This window comes from Listeria goaensis (genome assembly GCF_900186125.1).
In the GTDB taxonomy this organism is placed as follows: Bacteria; Bacillota; Bacilli; order Lactobacillales; family Listeriaceae; genus Listeria; species Listeria goaensis.
Map to the genome: position 1 here is coordinate 65,051 of NZ_FYBQ01000006.1, position 19,608 is coordinate 84,658.

Genomic DNA, 19,608 nt, shown 5'->3' on the forward strand with positions numbered 1-19,608 from the left:
TCATGGAGCAAATGTTTCATGGTTTTTTCATTTCGCTTAAATCCTCCTTACAAGCTCTACTAAATCGCGGTAATCGCCTGAGAACAGCGCCTTTCATTCGAAAAACGCTTAAACTAGCTTTCCTAAAAACGGGTATGGTTTAAAGAATGTGTTGGATAGTTCACATTCAAATTCGAAATAAGGAGGAGCTTTCAGTGAGAAAAAATGGGATTTTCTATGTCACGATCTTCCTTGTCAGTCTTCTGACGATTTGTATTTTTGCGGCATTTCCAAGCAAAAATGCGTTCGCGAGGTCAACCATTCCACTTGAATCTGTTATAACAGGGAAAACGGGAACGATTTATTTAAAAAGTAAAAAAGAGGCTGTGTATACGGTGGACAAACCCATCACGAACGTGCAAGTGAATTTGATTGGGCATGCTGCTGGTTCTGAAATTAAAGCAAATTTTAACGGGACGGGACGAAATAAAACGCCTTACCTCATCTCATATGCAACTGGCAAACAAAATATTACGATTAAAAATATTACGTTTGATTTGGCTAAACGAGGTCGAGGTAGCCTTTATTTCTCGAAAGTCCAAAACTTAAATTTATCTAACAATACATTTACGGGCTATTCAAAAAAATATGGGTATTATAAAACGGATAGTTCGGTTTTACTTGAGAACTCCAAAAATGTAACGATAGAGCGAAACAATTTTATTAACAATGGTTTTGAATATTCAAATCGAGATGGTGACTTGAACCGCTCGGTAACCATTCAAGGCAATTCTAGTAATCAATTTAAGCTTTTGAACAACAAATTTTACAAGGTTAATCAGGCGGTTGTTGCGATGAGTACTGGTGTCAATTCTTTTCTTATAAAGGGAAATCGCTTTGAACAAATTGTTGATAACGCGCTTTATTTGCTTACTATTGGACGAGCAGACATTTACAGCAACGTTTTCCTAAACTCGGCAGATGAGGGCATTGTTATTTCAGGCGGCACGTTTAACATCAAAAGTAATCAGGCGACGAATGTTCGGAATAAATTTTTGGCCGTTGACAATAGCGTGCAATCAATAGACTTTGCTTACAATTCTGTTGTCACAAATCTGGCTACTAAAAAAAGTCGCCCTAGTGCCATTACGTGGCGTCCAGGACGAGAGCGAGCACTTGTTACAAGGCTATATATTCGCGATAATTCGTTCAATCTTGACACCGCACCGAGCAATTTTGATGTGTTCCCTTTTGGAAATGTGAAAACTTTTTCGTTTACCAATAACAAAATCATTCTGCAAAATCTGGCAACCTACCAAAAACTGTTCGCGTTTAAAGGCAGATCAACCATTGATTCTGCTACCTTCTATAAAAACACAATCACTACACGTCAGAAAAATGGCATTGCACCGAAATCCATTTTCTTGCGTGAAGACTCCAATACTTTTACCCCGATAAAAAAACTCATGATTAAATCCACCTCGTTTAAAGGGCAATTGCCTAAAAGATACAAGTATACTAAATGATTTGCACCAACCAAAATGTGCGTTTAAATGAATTTTTCTAGTGCGTGCCGAACGCCATCTTCATTGTTGGATTTTGTAACGAATGTCGCTAATTGCTTAACATGTTGTGTGGCATTCCCCATCGCTACAGCGGTTCCGGCAAATTCCATCATCGTGATATCATTTTCAGCATCGCCGAGACATAAAACTTCACGCGCATCTATACCAAGTTTAGCCGAAAGTGCTTTTAGTGCCTCGCCTTTACTAACATTTTTATGAAGAAATTCGAGGTTGTAAGGGACACTGCGCACGATATAATAATCGTTCTTCAACTCCGCTGGTAAGTTTTGCATCACTTCAACGATTTTTTCGGGTTCGTCGAGTAACATAATTTTAGGGATTTGAATGTCGTTTGCCGCCTTTTCAACGGGTTGGTAGTAAAGTGCCGTATTTAGGAGTAGCGAATCTTGGCAAGTTAAAATCGAAATTTCTTCATGCGGCACATACATGTTAGTCGTATCAAAATAGGTGACATGCGCTTGAAACGGGGCGCAAAAATAAAAGATACGCTGCAAATCAGCTTTTTCAAGTGTTGTTTCCACAATGACTTCACGCGTTTCGGTCGCTAGCGTAACAGCGCCATTCATTGTAATGGCTACATCGCCTGAATGGAACAAATCAAGTTCTTTCAGGCTTTTTTCAATTCCAGAAAGCGGGCGACCTGTACATAAAACTACTTTGACCTTCTTTTCACGTAAAGCTAAAATCGCCTTTTTGACGCCTTCTGTTATTTCATGCTCATCATTTAAAAGTGTTCCATCAATGTCGATTGCGACTAATTTAATCATGATTTTCCTCCTGTTTTTTCCAAAAATGGGTTAGTTCATTTTCCAACTGATTTTGATTTGTGGCAAAACAAATATGCTGCCAGTGGGCCGGGAATTCCTTTCGGTATCTGGCTTCTTGAAAGCGGTCATCAAGTAGGAGCACGACACCTTTGTCCCCTTCACTTCTAATGACGCGCCCTGCCGCTTGAAGGACTTTATTTAATCCGGGGATTTGATAGGCGTAATAGAAGCCTTGGTTCAACTTCATTTGGTAGTAGTCTCGCACGAGGTTTTGCTCTTCAGACGGTTGTGCGAGGCCAACTCCGACAACGCCGACGCCGATTAAACGCGCGCCTTTTAAATCCACACCTTCTGAAAAAATTCCGCCTAATATCGCAAATCCTAGCATTTCGCGCTGTTCTTGAAACTCCGCTAAAAAGGTTTCTCGCTCCATTTCAGCCATATTTGTGGCTTGTTTGATTACCGCAACATCAGGAAAGCGCGCGATAAACGCTTCATAAACAGCCTCCATATAAGCATAGGACGGGAAAAACATCATATAATTCCCTGCTTTTGCCTTACGAAGCGCCGCGATGCAATCCACAATCCGCTCGTAGCTAGACGCCCGAACATGGTAGCGCGTGCGAACAAACGTCGGGGAAATGATTTTTAATTTTTGGGGTGAAAAAGGAGATGGAAACGTCAATTTGGTTGTGTCTTCTTCCCCGCCAAGCACGTCACTGTAGTACCCCAACGGATTTAACGTCCCAGAAAACAAAATGCTGGCAACACCTAAATCCATTTTTCCACGTAAAATTTCTGCGGGATCAATACAAATTTGCTTAATGCGCGTATCTCGGCTAGTTTCTATTAGTGTATTGTAATTTTCAGCGTAAAACTCCGTCATTTTCAGATAATGTGTTGCTTCAAAAAACAATTCTAATACTTCGTCATAATTGTTTGCTGCGGCATTCATAGGTAGCCATTCTTTAGTAGCGTCCACAAAATCACTGACATGTTGATTAAATTCGGTCGCGGGTTCTTTTTGAATAAAAATACGCGTTTTTTCATCACACAGCTTGCGAAATTGAATGAGATCGCGATTTAATTCGTTTACCGCCGTATAAATTGCTTTATCTGATTTGGATAAACTTTTTTTCACATTTAAAATGAGCTGTTTGGAAAGTTCCGCTGAATACATGGTTTTTGCACGTTCCACTAAATTATGTGCCTCATCAATCAAAAACGCATAGTTTCCTTTGTTTTCTAAGAAGAAACGTCTTAAATATACTGTTGGATCAAACAAATAGTTGTAGTCACAAATAATCATATCACAAAAGATGGCGATATCTAATGATAATTCAAACGGGCAAACGACATGTTTGCGCCCATATTTTTCAATTATTTCCCGGGAAATAGTTTGCTCATTTCGCACGAGGTTCATCATGGCATCATTTACGCGGCTGTAATAGCCATTAGCATATTGGCAAAAAGCTGGTTCACAGCGGCGTTCATCTAAAAAGCAAATTTTATCTTTTGCTGTAATCGTGACAGTACGCAAATTTATGTCTTGCCTTCTTAAACCTTCCACGGCATCTTCTGCCACTTGGCGTGTAATTGTTTTAGCTGTTAAATAAAAAATTTTATCCACCTTTTTCTCGCCCATTGCTTTTAAAGTTGGGAAAATAGTGGACATCGTTTTACCAATTCCAGTTGGAGCTTCGCAAAACAATTTATCCTGATTGCTAATTGTCCGGTAGACCGCAATGGAAAGTTCACGCTGACCTTTACGATATTTTTCAAAAGGAAATTGCAATTTTTGTAGCGAAGCGTTTCTTTTGGCTTCAAAATCAAGGCGAAGTTTCGTCCAAACCGCGTATTCGGCGATTAAATCTTGAAAAAAGGCTTCCATTTCCGCAAAACTCATCGTGCGTTCAAAACGCGTTACTTGTTTTTCATCTAAATGATAATAGGTTAATTGTAAAGTGAGAGTTGCTTTTTCTTCTTGTTTCGCATAAAAATAACCGTAGCATATCAACTGCGCCCAATGAACTTCCTGACCATCTTCTGCAATTTCCCCAAACGGCGTGTAGGTTGACTTGATTTCATCAATTGTTGACTCAGCAATAATCCCGTCAGCTCGGCCATCAACTTTAAAAAGGATATCTTGATACACATATTCGATTTGAAGTGGCACTTCTTTTTGATAGTTTTCACCCGCACTGTTTTGCAGCTCTTGATGTACTTTTGTTCCAAGTTGTGCGCGTTCAGCGCCCATACCACGACTGTCAATGCTTCCTGATTTCAACAGAAATTCAACAAGCTTTCGAACAGATATCCTTACTGTTTCCATCATCGTCACCCCTCACTCTATTACAGAATACCATAGAATGTATGTTCTCACAAAAACAAATTCATTTTCAAGAAACTAATGTTGACTTATCTTGTCGGAATACTTATAATTAATAAACCATATGAAAATAGGAGGGTCACGCATGATTCACATAAAAAAAGGGATTGCCATTTTTTCGATTTTATCATTTTTGGTGCTTGCAGCTTGCGGAAATAGTTCGGCGAATGAAACAGCGACTAAAAAAGTCAATTTTCTTGAAACAAGTGAACTTTTGACGCTAAATACGACAAACGAAGAAGACTTTACGAGTTTTACCGCACAAAATCAAGTTTTTGAAGGTTTATATACATTGGATGAAAAAGATAATTTTGTACCAGGCGTGGCAGCTGAAATGCCAGAAATTAGCGACGACCAAATGACTTATACGATTAAACTAAAAGACGATGCGAAATGGTCAGACGGGTCAGTCATTACGGCGCGCGATTTTGTTTATGCGTGGCAGCGCGCAGTTGATCCAAAAACGGCTCCCGGGTACGCCGCGCTTTTTAAAGACTCGATATTAAACGCGGCAGAAATCAATGACGGGAAGCTTGCGCCAACAGAACTGGCAGCTACTGCGGTGGACGACCACACTTTGCAAATAAAGCTTAAAAAGCCGGTTCCTTATTTTATTTCACTGCTCTCATTTGAGACATTTTTCCCCCAAAAAGAATCTTTTGTTGAAAAAACGGGTGATAAATACGGAACTGATGCGGCGCATACGCTCTACAACGGGCCTTTTGTAATGAAGGAGTGGGACGGGAACACGAGCAAAAGCTGGACTTACGCGAAAAATGACCATTACTGGGATAAGAAAAACGTGGCGGTCGATGAAATTCACGTGAATGTGGCGAAAGATATTAATGCTGGGGTAAATTTGTATGAAACGAATAGCGCTGATCGCGCGCCACTTTCTGGTGAATATGCGAAGCAATTTAAAGACCGCGACGATTTTGTTAGCGAAAAAGATGCGCTCATTAGCTATTTGAAGCTCAATCAAAAGCGCGACGGCAAAGCGACTCCGCTTGCGAATAACAATTTGCGGCACGCGCTTAACCTAGCCATCAACAAGGAACTGCTCACAAATGATGTCCTCGGCGATGGTTCATTCCCTGCAAATGGCTTGATGCCGAAAGATTTTGTCCAAAACCCAGAAACGGGCGCCGATTTTAGAACGGATAGCGGAGACCATTTAGTGTATGACCTAGCGAGTTCGAAAAGCTACTTTAAGAAGGCGCAGACTGAGCTTGGGACGGATAAAATTACGCTGGAGCTGCTTGGCGATGACCAAGATACAACAAAAACGATTTTTGCATTCTTGAAAGACCAGCTTGAAACGAGCCTGCCTGGTCTTACGATTCAAGTGAAAACGATGCCAGCAAAAGCTGCGTCAGAACTCACGCGTACAGGCGATTACGATTTATCTCTAGCCGCTTGGATGCCCGATTTTAAAGACCCATGGACGTACAGCAGTTTGTTTTTATCGGATTACTACAACAATTCGATGAGTTACCATAGCGAGAAATATGATAAACTTGTGCGTTCGACGGATGCGGAACTGGCGAATGAACCGTTAAAACGCTGGAATGCTTTTGTGGCTTCGGAGAAAGTACTTTTAGACGAGGACGCGGCCATTCTCCCTCTTTATCAACATCAAACGGCGGTTTTGCAAAACAAAAAGATTACTGGCGTTCAAAAACACGCTTTCGGATCACCGTATAGTTATAAATTCGTGAAAGTGGCAAATTAAAAGAAATGCCCCGAGCGGGCATTTCTTTTAATTTTCTGCGCGAACAATTGGAAAAAACATTTCATTTTGATTAAATCTATTTTAGGCGTTGACTTTCCACCCACTTCTTGAAATAATTAAAGTATTTTATAATATCATTTAAAGGAGTGTTCGCATTGGCATTTTATTTTAACGAACCATCTCGTACATTTAGTGAATTTTTGCTTGTCCCTGGCTATTCCTCTAAGGAGTGTGTGCCGAAAGAAGTGAGTTTGAAGACTCCGATTGTGAAATTCAAGCGCGGAGAAACTTCTGCGATTACGATGAATATTCCGCTCGTTTCGGCAATCATGCAAGCTGTTTCAGACGACAACATGGGGATTGCTCTCGCTAAAGAAGGTGGCGTTTCGTTTATATACGGTTCACAATCCATTGAAAGTGAGGCTCGCATGGTATCGCGCGTCAAAAATCACAAAGCTGGTTTTGTCATTAGCGATTCGAATATTCGCCCTGACCAAACTTTACAGGACGTTTTGGATTTGAAAGAAGCAAGCGGTCACTCCACGATGGCGGTCACAGAAGATGGCACCGCTCACGGAAAGCTACTAGGCGTTGTCACAAGCCGGGATTACCGCGTAACGCGCATGGATAAAACGGAGCTCGTACGCGATTTCATGACGCCGTTTGAAAAATTAATTACGGCAAGCCACACGACGAGTTTGAAAGAAGCAAACAACATCATTTGGGATAACAAGCTGAACGCCCTTCCACTCGTAGATGAAACGAATCACCTCGCCTACTTCGTTTTCCGCAAAGATTATGACTCGAACAAAGAAAATACACTAGAACTTTTGGATGAAAACAAGCGTTATGTGGTCGGTGCGGGGATTAATACGCGCGACTATGAGGAAAGAGTGCCCGCTCTAGTAGAAGCTGGCGCCGACATTTTATGTATCGATTCTTCGGAAGGTTTCTCCGAATGGCAAAAACTGACGCTTGATTTTATCCGCGACAAATACGGCGATTCCGTAAAAGTGGGCGCTGGAAATGTCGTTGACCGTGACGGCTTCAGATTTCTCGCAGAAGCTGGCGCCGATTTTGTCAAAGTCGGTGTGGGCGGCGGCTCCATCTGCATTACGCGCGAACAAAAAGGCATTGGCCGCGGCCAAGCAACCGCGGTAATCGATGTAGCCAAAGCACGCGACGAATATTTCGAGGAAACCGGCATTTACATTCCGATTTGTTCTGACGGCGGCATCGTTTACGATTACCACATGACGCTCGCGCTCGCGATGGGTGCCGACTTCATCATGCTAGGCCGCTACTTCTCTCGTTTTGACGAAAGCCCAACTAACAAAGTCAATTTAAACGGCACCTACATGAAAGAATACTGGGGCGAAGGCGCTAACCGCGCGCGCAACTGGCAACGTTATGACATGGGTGGCGACAAAAAATTGTCCTTTGAAGAAGGCGTAGACTCCTACGTGCCGTATGCCGGCTCGCTAAAAGACAACGTGGAAATCAGCTTGAACAAAGTCCGCTCAACCATGTGCAATTGCGGCGCCCTAAACATTCCCGAACTTCAGCAAAAAGCTAAAATCACGCTCGTTTCGGCGACTTCCATCGTAGAAGGCGGCGCCCATGACGTTGTCGTGAAAGACGCAACGAATAATTTGATGCAGTAAAAAAGGCATTGCTTACGAATGATATGCCCCTAAGAGTCTAATCTTAGCGGGCATATCACTCAAAGCTGCCTTTTTTGCTATCCATTATGAACTACATATTCTTCTTTACCTGATTTCAGATTGTTACTCAAATAACGTCCTATATGAATGGACTGCTTTTCAATAAGCTGATAATAAATAGTCGCCACTCCTAGAATAAATGGCACGCTAATTAATTGTATGAACCCTATTGATACTCCGAAAGAAGTCAATATATAGATAGCTGGTATGAACACTACACAATGTACTAGATATACACTAAACGATATTTTTCCTAACCATAAAAAGACTTTGTTCTCCAGATACTTTTGCGCCCTCTCCGTTTGATAACATAGAAGTAAAATTGTAACGCAAGCAACTCCTATCACAACATCAGAAATAGCCTGTTTCTGTGTAACCCCGAGCAAATTAAATATGCTAACATGCAAGTAGAGGATTATTGCTAAACTCAAAAGAAAAATTTTAACTCTTGCACTAAACGCCATTATATTTTGCCAATGTAAGCTTAATAAAATTCCAGCAATAAAGAATCCTACATTAAATACCGTCGCTCCAATTAATAATTTAGAATTTAGCAACATGAGAAGAGCTAGCCCTATAAAGAATGAGGCAAATAGTGCCACCATTGATACATAAATATTATTTCTCTTCACAAAAATGTATAGCACTGGAAAAATAATAGAAATTCGCAACTCAATGATAAGCGACCAAATAACTGGATCAATTTTATCCACATCTTGTCCCAGCATCAATAAGTTGGAAACTACTGTATGCATATCATTGTACCGGCTCCCAACATTATTGAACCAAGCCGATAGACCACTAATCCCTTCTGGTTGAAGGATTGCAAAAATAACCTCTGCTAATAAAATAATGACAAAAAACGGGATGTAAATTCTACAAAATCGTTTGATTAGATATGAAAAATAAGTCCTAAATCTTAGCTCATTCATTTTTTCTAAACTTAAACTTAATGCGATTCCACTTAAGACAAAAAATAGAATCACCGCACTCCTTCCAAGCGGTTCAAATAATTCTTTGAAAATCGGATTTGTACTATAGGTTTCTGCAAAATGTGCTAAGACAACTGTTACTGCTGCTATTCCCCTCAAAGAATCAAGAAAATATATATGTTTCTTCAAAAATTTCTCCTCCATTTGATTGCTTTTAAGATATTCTCATTTCTGATTAATTACACTAAGACACTTAATTCTGTATCCAAGTATGCTTCCAAACCTTGTAGAATACTGAACTTAGGTACATACCCTAAAGTTTTAATCTTGGCAATCGTGGCAAAAGAGTACTTAATATCACCATTTCTAGCAGGATAATATTCTCTTGGAATTTCAACATGAATCAGTTTCTCAAACACTTCTAAAACTTCATTTAATGTATATTTTTCGCCAGAAGCAATATTGAATACTTCACCATTACTACTTTCTTTCTCCCCAAGAAGTCTCAACCCTTGTACAACATCTTTTACATAAACAAAATCTCTAACTTGTTCCCCGTCTCCATATACATTAAAATTCGTCTTCACTCCTTCTTTTAGTTGCATAGCTGTATTCGCCATTATAGATAATACACCTGAATAAGGGGAGCTTGGATTTTGCCTAGGACCATAGACATTAAAGAATCTAGCTACAGATACATTGAGATTGAATAATTTCCCATACGATACGGCATATTTTTCCGAACTATATTTATCTATGCCATATGGCGTTAATGGATCAATGGCCGATGTTTCTGTTTTAGGTAAAGTAGGTTCTGCCCCGTACACTGCTGCCGAAGAGGCAAATACAAATTTTTTGATTGGTTCCTCTTGATTTCGACATGCTTCTAATAAGAAAATTGTACTGTCTGTATTAACATAATGAGAAGATATTGGACGATTGACTGTTTCTGCCACACTTGCAATAGCAGCTAGATGATAGACATAGTCAAAAGTGTATTGTTCAAATAAGATTTCGATAGTCTGAAGATCACATACGTCCCCTTCCCAAAAAACAGCTTCACTTGGTAAATTTTCGAGCTTTCCTGTGCTTAAATTATCCACTACAACAACTTTGTTTTCTTTAACTAACTCTTGAACTAAATGGCTTCCAATAAATCCTGCTCCACCTGTTACTAAGATAGTGTTTTGCATAATAACTCCTCCTTGATTAATATTTACGGTCATAAGGGCGATATTTTTTCCTGAGTATAACTTGATTCTCAGCTCTCCCTAAAATTTCATCTCTAAAAAACAATACTGCCCCACCTTTTTTTATCTTTGTAATTTTATTTCTATTTATAAGCGAATAAAAACTTTGTCTAGATATAGCTAATATCTCCATCGCTTCAGCGGTTGATAGGAAGTATTGGTTTAAAATATCTAATTGCTCTTTCTGTGATAAATTATCCATTTTCCACCTCATATTTTTAAAATAGTTTTTCATTTAACATGTGAATATTAAATTCAGTTTCAACTTTTTTTCTTGCCTCAGTAAGCATATCTAATTTCTTTTGCTCATCAAGTTCAGTGTAGCAAATAATAGCATTCGCAATTTCTTCAGGACTATTTTCAGGAACTAAGAACCCTGATTTCTTATCATCAATGAGTTCCGGTATTCCGCTATGAACTGTTGAAATGACTGGTTTACCCTGTGCCATCGCTTCCATTAACGAAACAGGTATCCCTTCCATATCGCCATCAGGTGCTGTAATGCTTGGTAAAAGAAAAATATCACTGTGCATGAACATCTCTTTGACCGCCTTTTGTTCCTTAAATCCATGAAATCTAACATTCTCCATAACATCTAATTTCTCAGCTAACTCTTTTAATACAAATCGTTCATCGCCATCTCCTAAAATATTCAGTACAACATCCATACCTTTTGCTTTTAAAATTTTTACTGTTTTAATAGCATCTGCTATACCTTTCTTAGGTGTAAGGCGTGCAACAATTAACAAACGAACATCCGAATAAGTTTCTACTGCTGGATAAAAATCAAATGTTTTAGTATCAATTCCCATATGATGTACTTGAATTTTTTCTTTATTTGCGCCCAACTTAATTAGCTGTTGCCGCCAGTAAATGCTTATGGGTAATAATTTTGTATTTGTTTTGAACAAGAATTTATAATACTGTTTACCTTTTTGATTTATTGTACGGGTTAAATCGTAGCCATGGAAAAACGTCACCTGCTCTCCCTTCAAAAAACCGGTGTCTTGCAATATACTCGCAATGAGTCCGACGTTCCCGTAATGGGACACAATTAAGTCTGCTGAAGCACGAACTTTTTGCATGCATATAGTCGGTGCGAGCGTCCAAACAATTTTACCGTATCTTTTTCGGTTTAAACCTTTTAAAGCAATGGCAGGTTTAGTAAATATCCCTTTTAAAGTTAGTTTCAACCGTTCCTTTTTGGAGCTCGGAATATTCAAATACGTCACTTTTTCTAGTAATTTATAATTCTGGACATCAGCATGCACTTTCTCTATGTTCCCCTGTTTCAGGGCTAAAATTTGCACCTCACAGCCTAAATCAATTGCTCCTGTTATTTGATTTAAAATAAAGGTTTCTGATAACGTTGGAAATTCAGTGACAAAAAACAGCACCTTTTTATTTTTCATAGGTCAAATACTTTCTTTCTTCCATTTTTCCATAAGATACTTTCTTATTTTCGAATCCATCTTTCAATAGATTCTTCGTATCTAATATTAATCTACTGTTTTGTCCAATGGCTTCCATATCAAAAATGTTATGCCCGGTTAATAAGACAACCAAATCGTAGTTATTAAAAGTGCCATATTCTAGGTTAATTGAATGTTTGATGTCTCCATTTACATCTTGAAAAGCTGGCGCTTCAGGATCACAAAAGTCTACTTGAGCACCTTGTTTTTTTAACTCCTCGTAAATATGCAATCCAGGAGATTCACGCAAATCATTACTATTTTCCTTGTAAGCCATACCAACAAGTAATATACGTGACCCATTAATAGCTTTTTGGTGTTTATTTAAAGCAACAGCAGCATGCTCTACCATTTTTTCAGGCATTAGATGGTTTGTCTCATGAGCTAATTCGATAAAACGACTATAGAAATTTTTTGATTTAGCCTTCCAAGATAAATACATAGGATCAAGAGGGATACAATGTCCTCCAATACCAGGACCAGGAGTAAACTTCATGAAACCAAATGGTTTACTGCTAGCTGCCTCAATTGTTTCCCAAATATCTATATCCATTTTTTCAGCTAAGAGAGCCATTTCATTAATAAAAGCAATATTGATACTTCGGAAAGTATTCTCAAGAAGCTTACTCATTTCAGCAACTTCCGCTGAGTTAACAGGAACTACCGTCTCAATAACTTGACTATATAAGATTTCTCCAAGTTCTTTTGAAGGTTCGTCCACACCACCAACTACTTTAGGTGTGTTTAATGTGTCATATTTTTTATTACCTGGATCAACACGTTCAGGGGAATAACTAGCGAAGAAGTCTTTTCCCAAAACAAAGCCGCAATCTACCATTGTTTTGCAAATAAATTCTCTTGTGGTTCCTGGATAAGTTGTGCTTTCAAGCGATACTAAGACTCCTTTTTTGGCATGTGCTTTAATAATTTCCATTGAATTTGTAATGTAACTCATATCTGGTTCCATTGTTTCAGTTAATGGCGTAGGAACACAGATGATGATGGCATCCGCGGCACTAATTGCTATGGCATCATTTGTCACACTAAAATTGCTTGCCAATTCTTTTCTAAGCACCTCATCACTGATATCTGCAATATCAGACTCACCTTTTTGCAAGGTATTAATTTTGTTTTCGCTAATGTCAAACCCAATTGTTTGGAAGCCTTTCCTAGAGAAAGCCATTGCAAGTGGCAATCCCACATAACCAAGCCCCACGATGGCAACTTTTGCATCTTTACTTAAAAATTTTTCTTTTAAAATGGATAACATATCATTTTAGTTCCTTTCCCAATAAGTGAATTAAAGCGTTTGTTACTCTCTTTTGTCCTTTGGAATTAGCATGGTACACCGAGTCATATACCTCTTCTTTCTCTAAACGAAATAGTTCAAAATTAAATCCTGTTGGTAAATATATTTTAAATTCCGTATAGAGTTGTTCTAAATAGCTCTCATTAATTTCATTTGCGAAGAAAGCAGGTGGCAGAATTGTTACACTCACTTTATTTTTTTCCATTCTTTCAATAAACTTTAAAATTTCATCTATAGCTGCAGTTCTGGTATAGTGGCTCGGAAAAGCAATTTGTTTTTTCTTATCTGGTTCACAAATTTGTGAATCTAACTCTAGATAGCATCCTGTTCTGCCAAATTTCGCTTGCTTTCGACGAGCCATCTTTTCAGGATTTGAAGAACTATATGCATGTTTTAAAGATAGTAAAAATAATTTCCATTTCTGCTTGTATCTTTTTCGTCTTCTACGGATTTGTTTTTCTAGAAACATATCAATACCGAAACCAAAAACATAATATGGAGGGTTTGTATATTGATTGAACTCAAGTGGTAAAATCACTCTATCTCCTTCTTTTAAATGTTTCTCCATGTACTCGGCTAAATATGAAAATCCTAGCCCAACATTAACTCCAAAATTGATAACTTCTTTCCCAAGAACCTCAGTAATTTCATCTGTGTTGAAACTATATAAAACACTGCTTCCACCAGCTACAACAATCTTTTCTCCAGATATTTCCTGTAGCAGTTCTTCTTTCTTCCTTAAAAGATTATGCATGTTTTGGATACTATTAAAATTAAACATATTAAGACTCCTTTCTTTTGTATCGACGCATTCCTTGTCTCGCAACAATAATTTGCTTTATCTTTTCAACAAAGGAATCTTTCTTTAAAATTAAAAATGCACCATAAACAACTATGCCTACAACAACTTGCAAAACCATTGTATACATTAATCCTATTCGGAAGTACGAAATGGCTATCTCTCCTAAAAACGCAACTCCACTTGCCAATACATACGGCCTCATTTTCTTGATTGTCTGTTTTACATCGAAAAATGATCTAGCAAAATAAGCCTGTAGTATACACAACACCATTGTAAATATAAGATAAGCAATAGATGTTCCTATGCTTTTCAAGTGAGGAATCAAAATAAGGTTCGTGATAAAGCTGCACACAGAAGCAATTAATACGGAACTCGTATAGGCTTTATTTTTCCCCGAAGTGATAAGTACTTGAATCCCAAAAACCCCTGCCAAGCCAGAAAAGAATAAACTCGGAGCTAGTATTTGTAAATTAATGACTGAGGCCTGAAAATCTTGACCTAAAAACCAAGGTATAAAGGACGGGGCTATCGCAATTAATCCTGTTACGATAGGTAAAGTACTGAATGACACATATTGAACAGAAAAATAAAATGAACTTTCAAAGCTTTCTCTGCTCCTAGAATTGTATTGTTTAACCATTCGCGGGCTCATTACAGTTGAAAGAGCTGTTACAAAGACAACGAACAACGTAATTAGCTTGAATGATTGGTTGTAAAACCCTACATCTACTTCAGCGGCAACATTACCTAGAATAACTTTATTTAACGCTGTCGGAATGAGTGTTAGAATTGGAACAACAGCAAAAATTAATATAGGAAAAATATGTTTTTTTACTAATTGAAAGCTAATACTGAAACCTCGTAATTGTTTTAAAAGTGGAATCCACGTAACTAATTGTCCCAGCAATAAAGATAAAGCATTGATAAGAATATATATTGATAAATCGTCTGGTTCTTTCACTAGCATAAAAATTCCTATAATCGACACAATGCGGACAACCATATTACGAATCATAATGTTTTTCATATTTTCTTGCCCCGTAAAGAACCATGTCACATCTAATACATACGCCAGAATCGTTAGACTGTTTATCAAAAATAATTGTGTATAGCTTGTACTTAAAAACGCAAAGACCAGATAAACAACTAGTACTAATGTTGAAAACACAAATTGTATTGTGTATAAACTGAAAAATTCTGTTTTCAGGTTACGTTTATCTATAACGGCGGCAATTTCTTTCCTTCCATAGTCACCAATGCCTAGCGAAGCAAACGCAATAAAAAGCTGCACTACTGAACCTACATAAGCTTCTATACCTATATTTTCTGGTTGTAATACTCGGATAACATAGGGCATGGTAAATATGGGTGTAATAATGAGTAACGTTTGATAAAGCAAAACGAAAATATAATTAACGGTTATTTTTTTATTCATTTTTTATACTGCGTCCTTACCAATTAGAACCTGTTTTATGGTGAGAAAAATAATCAATAAATCCAGCTTCATACTAAATTTTTCTACATAATAATAATCTAACTTCATCTTTTGACCATGATTCATATTGCTGCGTCCGTTGACTTGAGCCCATCCCGTTATTCCTGGCTGTACTGCTAGCCTTTTCTTTTGACTAGGAGAATAGCATTTCGTTATATCCAATATTTCGGGTCTTGGTCCCACTATGCTCATCTCACCTCTTAGAACATTCCAGAGTTGTGGAAGTTCATCTAAACTAAATTTACGAATGAACGCACCTATTTTAGAAACATTAGGTTGATCTCCTGAAATAGACTTAAAAACAAAGTCATCTGGAACCCCGTTCTCCCAATCATAAATAGTGCTCTGTTTAGGGCTAACTATAGCATCGCTACGCATAGAGCGGAATTTATAGATTTGAAATGGTTGTTCAAATTTACCTGCTCGAGTTTGAGTAAAAATCACCTTCTCTTTTGGTGAATCAAATTTTACAAGTATGGCAGTAAATAAGAAAAACGGTGATAAGACTATAAGCCCAATAAGTGACAAGCATACATCTAATAATCTTTTTTCTTTTTGTTTTAAATTACTTAAGTGCTCAACTGTTTTATATGCCATGAAATCCCTTCCTATCTTATTGTTTTCACTGATCCCCCTGTACGCAAATGCTTAAAAAATCCATTCCATACGTAACAAGGAAAATAAATTAACGATTGTAAAAAAGATAATTTTTGATTCTCTCTATAAACTAACCAAATTTGTTTAGCCATGTGTAATTTGTTATTTGACAGAGAAGAGGTGTTACCTTTTCGGTAATAGGCAAGCGATTCTGTAAGTCCTGCCACTTTATGACCTTCTCTTAATATAGAAAGCCATGTTGCAGTATCTTCCGCTCCCCCTAAATTTGGCATTTCTATTTTTCCTGTTTTCTCTATATCAATAATCACCGTAAGACAACCAATAATCGTATTCTTGAGTAGTTGTCTGTACGAAATGTTCTCTGGAATAGTCACACGCCCGGTGACCTTTTCACCCGCAGCATCCATCACTTCATAAGCTGTATAGCTAAGTGCTAGTTCCCTATCTTCCATAAATTGAATTTGTTTCTCCAACTTATCAACTTTCCACAAGTCATCACTATCTAAAAAAGCGACATATTTTCCTAAAGCTTGTTTAAGCCCCTGGTTTCTTGCGGCTGCTACACCAACATTTTCTTTCAATTCAATTACCTTCACTCGTTCGTCTTGGTAGCCCCTCACAAGATTTACTGTTTGATCTTGTGAACAATCATCAATAACTAATAACTCAAAATTTTGATAGGTTTGGAGCATGACGCTATTTATGGAAGACTCGATATGTTCTTCTGCATTGTGTGCCGGCATAATAATACTAACTAGTACCAAAATCTGATTCTCCTTTATTAAAGTAATAAATATTCAGCATGCTTATAGCAAGACCGATTCCCAAACTAAGGTGACGCTTATCAATTGAATTACTGAGTCCAATACTTGCTGAGAAAAAGCTCATTAAGACTAATAGAACAACAATACCCACTAGATTAAAGCCATTTTCTAAAATATACTTTACACCATAAAAAAGAATAAGCCCGAAAAATATAAGTAAAGGAATGAATGTAAGCAACCCACCGTTTGCCAAAGCCTCTAACCAGTAGTTATGCGCTGAAAAATAATTGTCTTCCCACCGTTCATAGCCATACATGTAATAGTCTAGTTTTACTGGCAGAATCCCTGCCCCCATGCCATTGAATTTCGATTCCTTTATTAATTTCCAAGATAATTTATACATCTCCATGCGGTCGCTTGTTGACCCTCCTTTTTCATTAAAAGCTTTCGAAATGATAGATATAATCTTACTAATAAAGTCAGAGCGAGAGAATGTAAGTAACAACATCCCTGCCATTAACCCAACATAAATGCTTATTAGTGACCACACTTTCGACCATGCAAGCAAGAAAATAAATAGTTCAGCTAAAATAATTACCATTGAAAGTCGTGAATAGGTCATAATGACAAGATATAGTGCAAGCGACGACACTAAAACAATGGATGTAATTCGTAGCCAACTCATTTTAATCCGCGTGAGGGTGAAAATTACGAATGGTAATAGTATTGTGATTTCGGAGGCAAAATCATTTGTATTTAGTAAAAATCCTGTAGGTTGAAATTGACTGGTTGTAGTTTCATAATAGTAGCTTCCGGAACGCGATAAATGAATTCCTGTTAATACTTCAAAGATTCCCAAACCTAAAATACCAATGTAGACAATTGTTAACAAGTTACTAAACAGATGGAACCTTTTAGTATCATTAATGTAATACACACAGAGAAAGATGACATACAACCACTCAAACGTAAAATATAAGTACCGAATACTTAAACTCATATCTGGTGTCCAAAACAGCGTAATTGTCATGCCCGAAAGAAACAATACAAAGGCTATAAAAAACCATTTTACATATTTCAATCGTTGCCAATCTTTTTTTTGCGTCACACAAAATAAGATAAAGTGTACAGGAATTAGAAGTCGAAACAAAAAAATATTCTCACTACCGGGGATCCCTAAATAAGACCCAAAAAAACCAGCAAATAATATAACAAAACTTAAAACATTTGTTATTTTGTCATAATTGATTTTGAAAACCACAGGAATAACAAGTAAAAATAACAGCGAAATTAAATATCCATATGGCATGAAAATACAAATCTCTAAAATTACAATTGCTGCGATAATAAATAGCAACAGCATTAAATGAAATTTATTTTTCCATAAATTAGTAGTAAGCATAGGTGCTTTTATCTTTCTTGTTATATTGGTGACCGTTTAATATCGCTCCAATTAATGGCGTTCCTGAACTATCTACATATGCTTTAATTTCTTCAATTTCTCCAATTTTCGTAACGCCCTCTCGCACTACGAATACTACACCATCGCAGAGAGAGGCGATAATCCGGCCATCAGCTAGAACACGAATAGGAGGTGTATCAATTAAAATAATGTCATACATATCGTCAAGTTTTTCCAGTAACCCTCTAAAACCCTCTGAACTTATAATTTCAAGCGGATTAGGAGGCAAAGGACCTGTTGGCATAAAATGAAAATCATCTTCAATGTCAAAAATACTTTGGCTTAGCAAATCAGGATTTTGCATAACCGTCATCAGTCCATTATTTCTATCAAATGATAGTTGACGTGTCAGACGAGGTCTATGCAAATCCATATCCATTAGGAGTACTTTTTTCCCTTGTCTTGCTATTTCTTGGGCTATATTACTTATACAAAAAGTCTTTCCTTCACCTTTGTTAGCAGAAGTAAACATTATGCGTTTATGCTTTTTTTGAGCTAAAAACGAGAGTTGTAAACTTACTTGAATAGCCCGAATCTTTTCGGCCTCAAACGTCTTCTCTCCCCGTTTATAAAGCAATAATTTCTCTTTAGGCTTAAAAACATTTAGGTCACCTTTTGGATTTATAGGATGTAGTTTAATTTTTTGGTTGAACATTAGTTATCTATCCCTTCTATATACGGTATATCCCCAAGGAAAGTTATTTCTAAATCCGTTAAGGCTTCTTTATGGCGGATGACACTGTCATAACTAATTTGAAGTAAAACTACGACAACGGCTAAACCTAAACCGAGCCCAGCTGCCAAAATATATTTAGTGACATTAGTAACGGTTTGCGCTGTATCAGCTTTTTCTAAGATGATGATATTAGTACCATTAAAAAGCTTTGGAAAATCTTTCTGCGCAACTTCGGCTATACCATTTGCAATTTTTTGAGCCACTTTTGGATCACCATCAGTAACACTAATTGTGTAAACCAATGAATTTGTATTACTTTTAATAGTGATTTTATCTGCTAATTCCGCAGTAGAGATATCCCATTTATTCATCTTAATGACTTCTTGCAATGTACGACTACTCGCAATTGTTGTGCTATACGTATCAGCTAACTGAATAGAGGATCTTACATTATCTGACGTTTGAGATGCATTTTCAGTATTTGCTGGTGTAGCTAATAATTGTGTAGAAGTTGAATAAGTAGGTTTCACTAAAAAATGCGTAGTTAAAAATGTTAAAGCAACTAAAACTAGGGGGATGATAATAAACCAGAACCACAATTTTTTTAAACTGTCGAAGAACTGATTAATCGATTTTACATGTATCATTTTC

The 19,608-nt window shown here is 37.4% G+C and carries 17 protein-coding genes; 3 read left to right on the forward strand and 14 right to left on the reverse strand.

Features of this window, described 5'->3' with window-relative positions:
* Positions 1 to 194 precede the first annotated feature (194 nt).
* On the forward strand, positions 195 to 1,505 hold the full coding sequence (locus CFT42_RS08625) for a right-handed parallel beta-helix repeat-containing protein (RefSeq protein ID WP_088810796.1): 1,311 nt from the start codon (positions 195 to 197) through the stop codon (positions 1,503 to 1,505).
* 23 nt (positions 1,506 to 1,528) lie between these two features.
* Here the strand turns inward: CFT42_RS08625 and yidA are convergent, their stop codons facing one another.
* Positions 1,529 to 2,332 (reverse strand): sugar-phosphatase, encoded by an 804-nt coding sequence (gene yidA / locus CFT42_RS08630; protein ID WP_088810797.1) that lies wholly within the window; start codon positions 2,330 to 2,332, stop codon positions 1,529 to 1,531.
* Positions 2,325 to 4,664, reverse strand: a complete 2,340-nt coding sequence (locus CFT42_RS08635; protein WP_088815917.1) for a helicase C-terminal domain-containing protein — start codon at positions 4,662 to 4,664, stop codon at positions 2,325 to 2,327. Before CFT42_RS08635 ends, yidA begins: the two co-directional genes overlap by 8 nt.
* Positions 4,665 to 4,806: 142 nt before the next feature.
* Between CFT42_RS08635 and CFT42_RS08640 the strand changes: the two genes are divergently transcribed.
* Positions 4,807 to 6,453, forward strand: a complete 1,647-nt coding sequence (locus tag CFT42_RS08640; RefSeq protein WP_088815918.1) for a peptide ABC transporter substrate-binding protein — start codon at positions 4,807 to 4,809, stop codon at positions 6,451 to 6,453.
* 155 nt (positions 6,454 to 6,608) lie between these two features.
* Positions 6,609 to 8,117 (forward strand): IMP dehydrogenase, encoded by a 1,509-nt coding sequence (locus tag CFT42_RS08645; RefSeq protein WP_088810800.1) that lies wholly within the window; start codon positions 6,609 to 6,611, stop codon positions 8,115 to 8,117.
* A gap of 77 nt (positions 8,118 to 8,194) precedes the next feature.
* Here CFT42_RS08645 and CFT42_RS08650 read toward each other — a convergent pair whose 3' ends face one another.
* Genes CFT42_RS08650 through CFT42_RS08705 form a run of 12 tightly spaced genes read right to left on the reverse strand, consistent with a single transcriptional unit; the run spans position 8,195 to position 19,604 of the window.
* Entirely contained in the window at positions 8,195 to 9,298 is a 1,104-nt protein-coding gene (locus CFT42_RS08650; protein WP_159457906.1) for an acyltransferase family protein, read from the reverse strand.
* Positions 9,299 to 9,348: 50 nt separating this feature from the next.
* A complete protein-coding gene (locus CFT42_RS08655) occupies positions 9,349 to 10,302 on the reverse strand; it encodes an NAD-dependent epimerase/dehydratase family protein (protein ID WP_088810802.1) in 954 nt (317 codons plus the stop codon).
* A gap of 16 nt (positions 10,303 to 10,318) precedes the next feature.
* Complete coding sequence (locus CFT42_RS08660; RefSeq protein ID WP_240310386.1) at positions 10,319 to 10,561, reverse strand: helix-turn-helix domain-containing protein; 243 nt, start codon at positions 10,559 to 10,561, stop codon at positions 10,319 to 10,321.
* A 16-nt stretch (positions 10,562 to 10,577) separates the two neighbouring features.
* Positions 10,578 to 11,771 (reverse strand): glycosyltransferase, encoded by a 1,194-nt coding sequence (locus tag CFT42_RS08665; RefSeq protein WP_088810803.1) that lies wholly within the window; start codon positions 11,769 to 11,771, stop codon positions 10,578 to 10,580.
* On the reverse strand, positions 11,761 to 13,101 hold the full coding sequence (locus tag CFT42_RS08670) for a nucleotide sugar dehydrogenase (protein ID WP_088810804.1): 1,341 nt from the start codon (positions 13,099 to 13,101) through the stop codon (positions 11,761 to 11,763). Before CFT42_RS08670 ends, CFT42_RS08665 begins: the two co-directional genes overlap by 11 nt.
* A gap of 1 nt (position 13,102) precedes the next feature.
* Positions 13,103 to 13,921, reverse strand: a complete 819-nt coding sequence (locus CFT42_RS08675; protein WP_088810805.1) for a hypothetical protein — start codon at positions 13,919 to 13,921, stop codon at positions 13,103 to 13,105.
* Position 13,922: 1 nt separating this feature from the next.
* The gene (locus CFT42_RS08680; RefSeq protein ID WP_088810806.1) at positions 13,923 to 15,377 is read right to left on the reverse strand and encodes an oligosaccharide flippase family protein; all 1,455 of its coding nucleotides are present in this window, start codon (positions 15,375 to 15,377) and stop codon (positions 13,923 to 13,925) included.
* A 3-nt stretch (positions 15,378 to 15,380) separates the two neighbouring features.
* Entirely contained in the window at positions 15,381 to 16,034 is a 654-nt protein-coding gene (locus CFT42_RS08685; RefSeq protein ID WP_088810807.1) for a sugar transferase, read from the reverse strand.
* 11 nt (positions 16,035 to 16,045) lie between these two features.
* The gene (locus CFT42_RS08690; protein ID WP_088810808.1) at positions 16,046 to 16,819 is read right to left on the reverse strand and encodes a glycosyltransferase family 2 protein; all 774 of its coding nucleotides are present in this window, start codon (positions 16,817 to 16,819) and stop codon (positions 16,046 to 16,048) included.
* Complete coding sequence (locus CFT42_RS08695) at positions 16,806 to 18,221, reverse strand: O-antigen ligase family protein (protein ID WP_088810809.1); 1,416 nt, start codon at positions 18,219 to 18,221, stop codon at positions 16,806 to 16,808. The genes CFT42_RS08690 and CFT42_RS08695 overlap by 14 nt, the downstream gene beginning before the upstream one ends.
* The gene (locus CFT42_RS08700; protein WP_088810810.1) at positions 18,208 to 18,936 is read right to left on the reverse strand and encodes a CpsD/CapB family tyrosine-protein kinase; all 729 of its coding nucleotides are present in this window, start codon (positions 18,934 to 18,936) and stop codon (positions 18,208 to 18,210) included. The genes CFT42_RS08695 and CFT42_RS08700 overlap by 14 nt, the downstream gene beginning before the upstream one ends.
* Positions 18,936 to 19,604, reverse strand: a complete 669-nt coding sequence (locus CFT42_RS08705) for a YveK family protein (protein ID WP_088810811.1) — start codon at positions 19,602 to 19,604, stop codon at positions 18,936 to 18,938. Before CFT42_RS08705 ends, CFT42_RS08700 begins: the two co-directional genes overlap by 1 nt.
* Between the last annotated feature and the right edge of the window lie 4 nt (positions 19,605 to 19,608).

Coding starts and splice junctions, on each gene's coding strand:
- yidA (WP_088810797.1), bottom strand. CDS start 2,332: ATGATTAAATTAGTCGCAATCGACATTGATGGAACACTTTTAAATGAT.
- CFT42_RS08635 (WP_088815917.1), bottom strand. CDS start 4,664: ATGGAAACAGTAAGGATATCTGTTCGAAAGCTTGTTGAATTTCTGTTG.
- CFT42_RS08640 (WP_088815918.1), top strand. CDS start 4,807: ATGATTCACATAAAAAAAGGGATTGCCATTTTTTCGATTTTATCATTT.
- CFT42_RS08655 (WP_088810802.1), bottom strand. CDS start 10,302: ATGCAAAACACTATCTTAGTAACAGGTGGAGCAGGATTTATTGGAAGC.
- CFT42_RS08660 (WP_240310386.1), bottom strand. CDS start 10,561: ATGGATAATTTATCACAGAAAGAGCAATTAGATATTTTAAACCAATAC.
- CFT42_RS08665 (WP_088810803.1), bottom strand. CDS start 11,771: ATGAAAAATAAAAAGGTGCTGTTTTTTGTCACTGAATTTCCAACGTTA.
- CFT42_RS08670 (WP_088810804.1), bottom strand. CDS start 13,101: ATGTTATCCATTTTAAAAGAAAAATTTTTAAGTAAAGATGCAAAAGTT.
- CFT42_RS08675 (WP_088810805.1), bottom strand. CDS start 13,921: ATGTTTAATTTTAATAGTATCCAAAACATGCATAATCTTTTAAGGAAG.
- CFT42_RS08680 (WP_088810806.1), bottom strand. CDS start 15,377: ATGAATAAAAAAATAACCGTTAATTATATTTTCGTTTTGCTTTATCAA.
- CFT42_RS08685 (WP_088810807.1), bottom strand. CDS start 16,034: ATGGCATATAAAACAGTTGAGCACTTAAGTAATTTAAAACAAAAAGAA.
- CFT42_RS08695 (WP_088810809.1), bottom strand. CDS start 18,221: ATGCTTACTACTAATTTATGGAAAAATAAATTTCATTTAATGCTGTTG.
- CFT42_RS08700 (WP_088810810.1), bottom strand. CDS start 18,936: ATGTTCAACCAAAAAATTAAACTACATCCTATAAATCCAAAAGGTGAC.
- CFT42_RS08705 (WP_088810811.1), bottom strand. CDS start 19,604: ATGATACATGTAAAATCGATTAATCAGTTCTTCGACAGTTTAAAAAAA.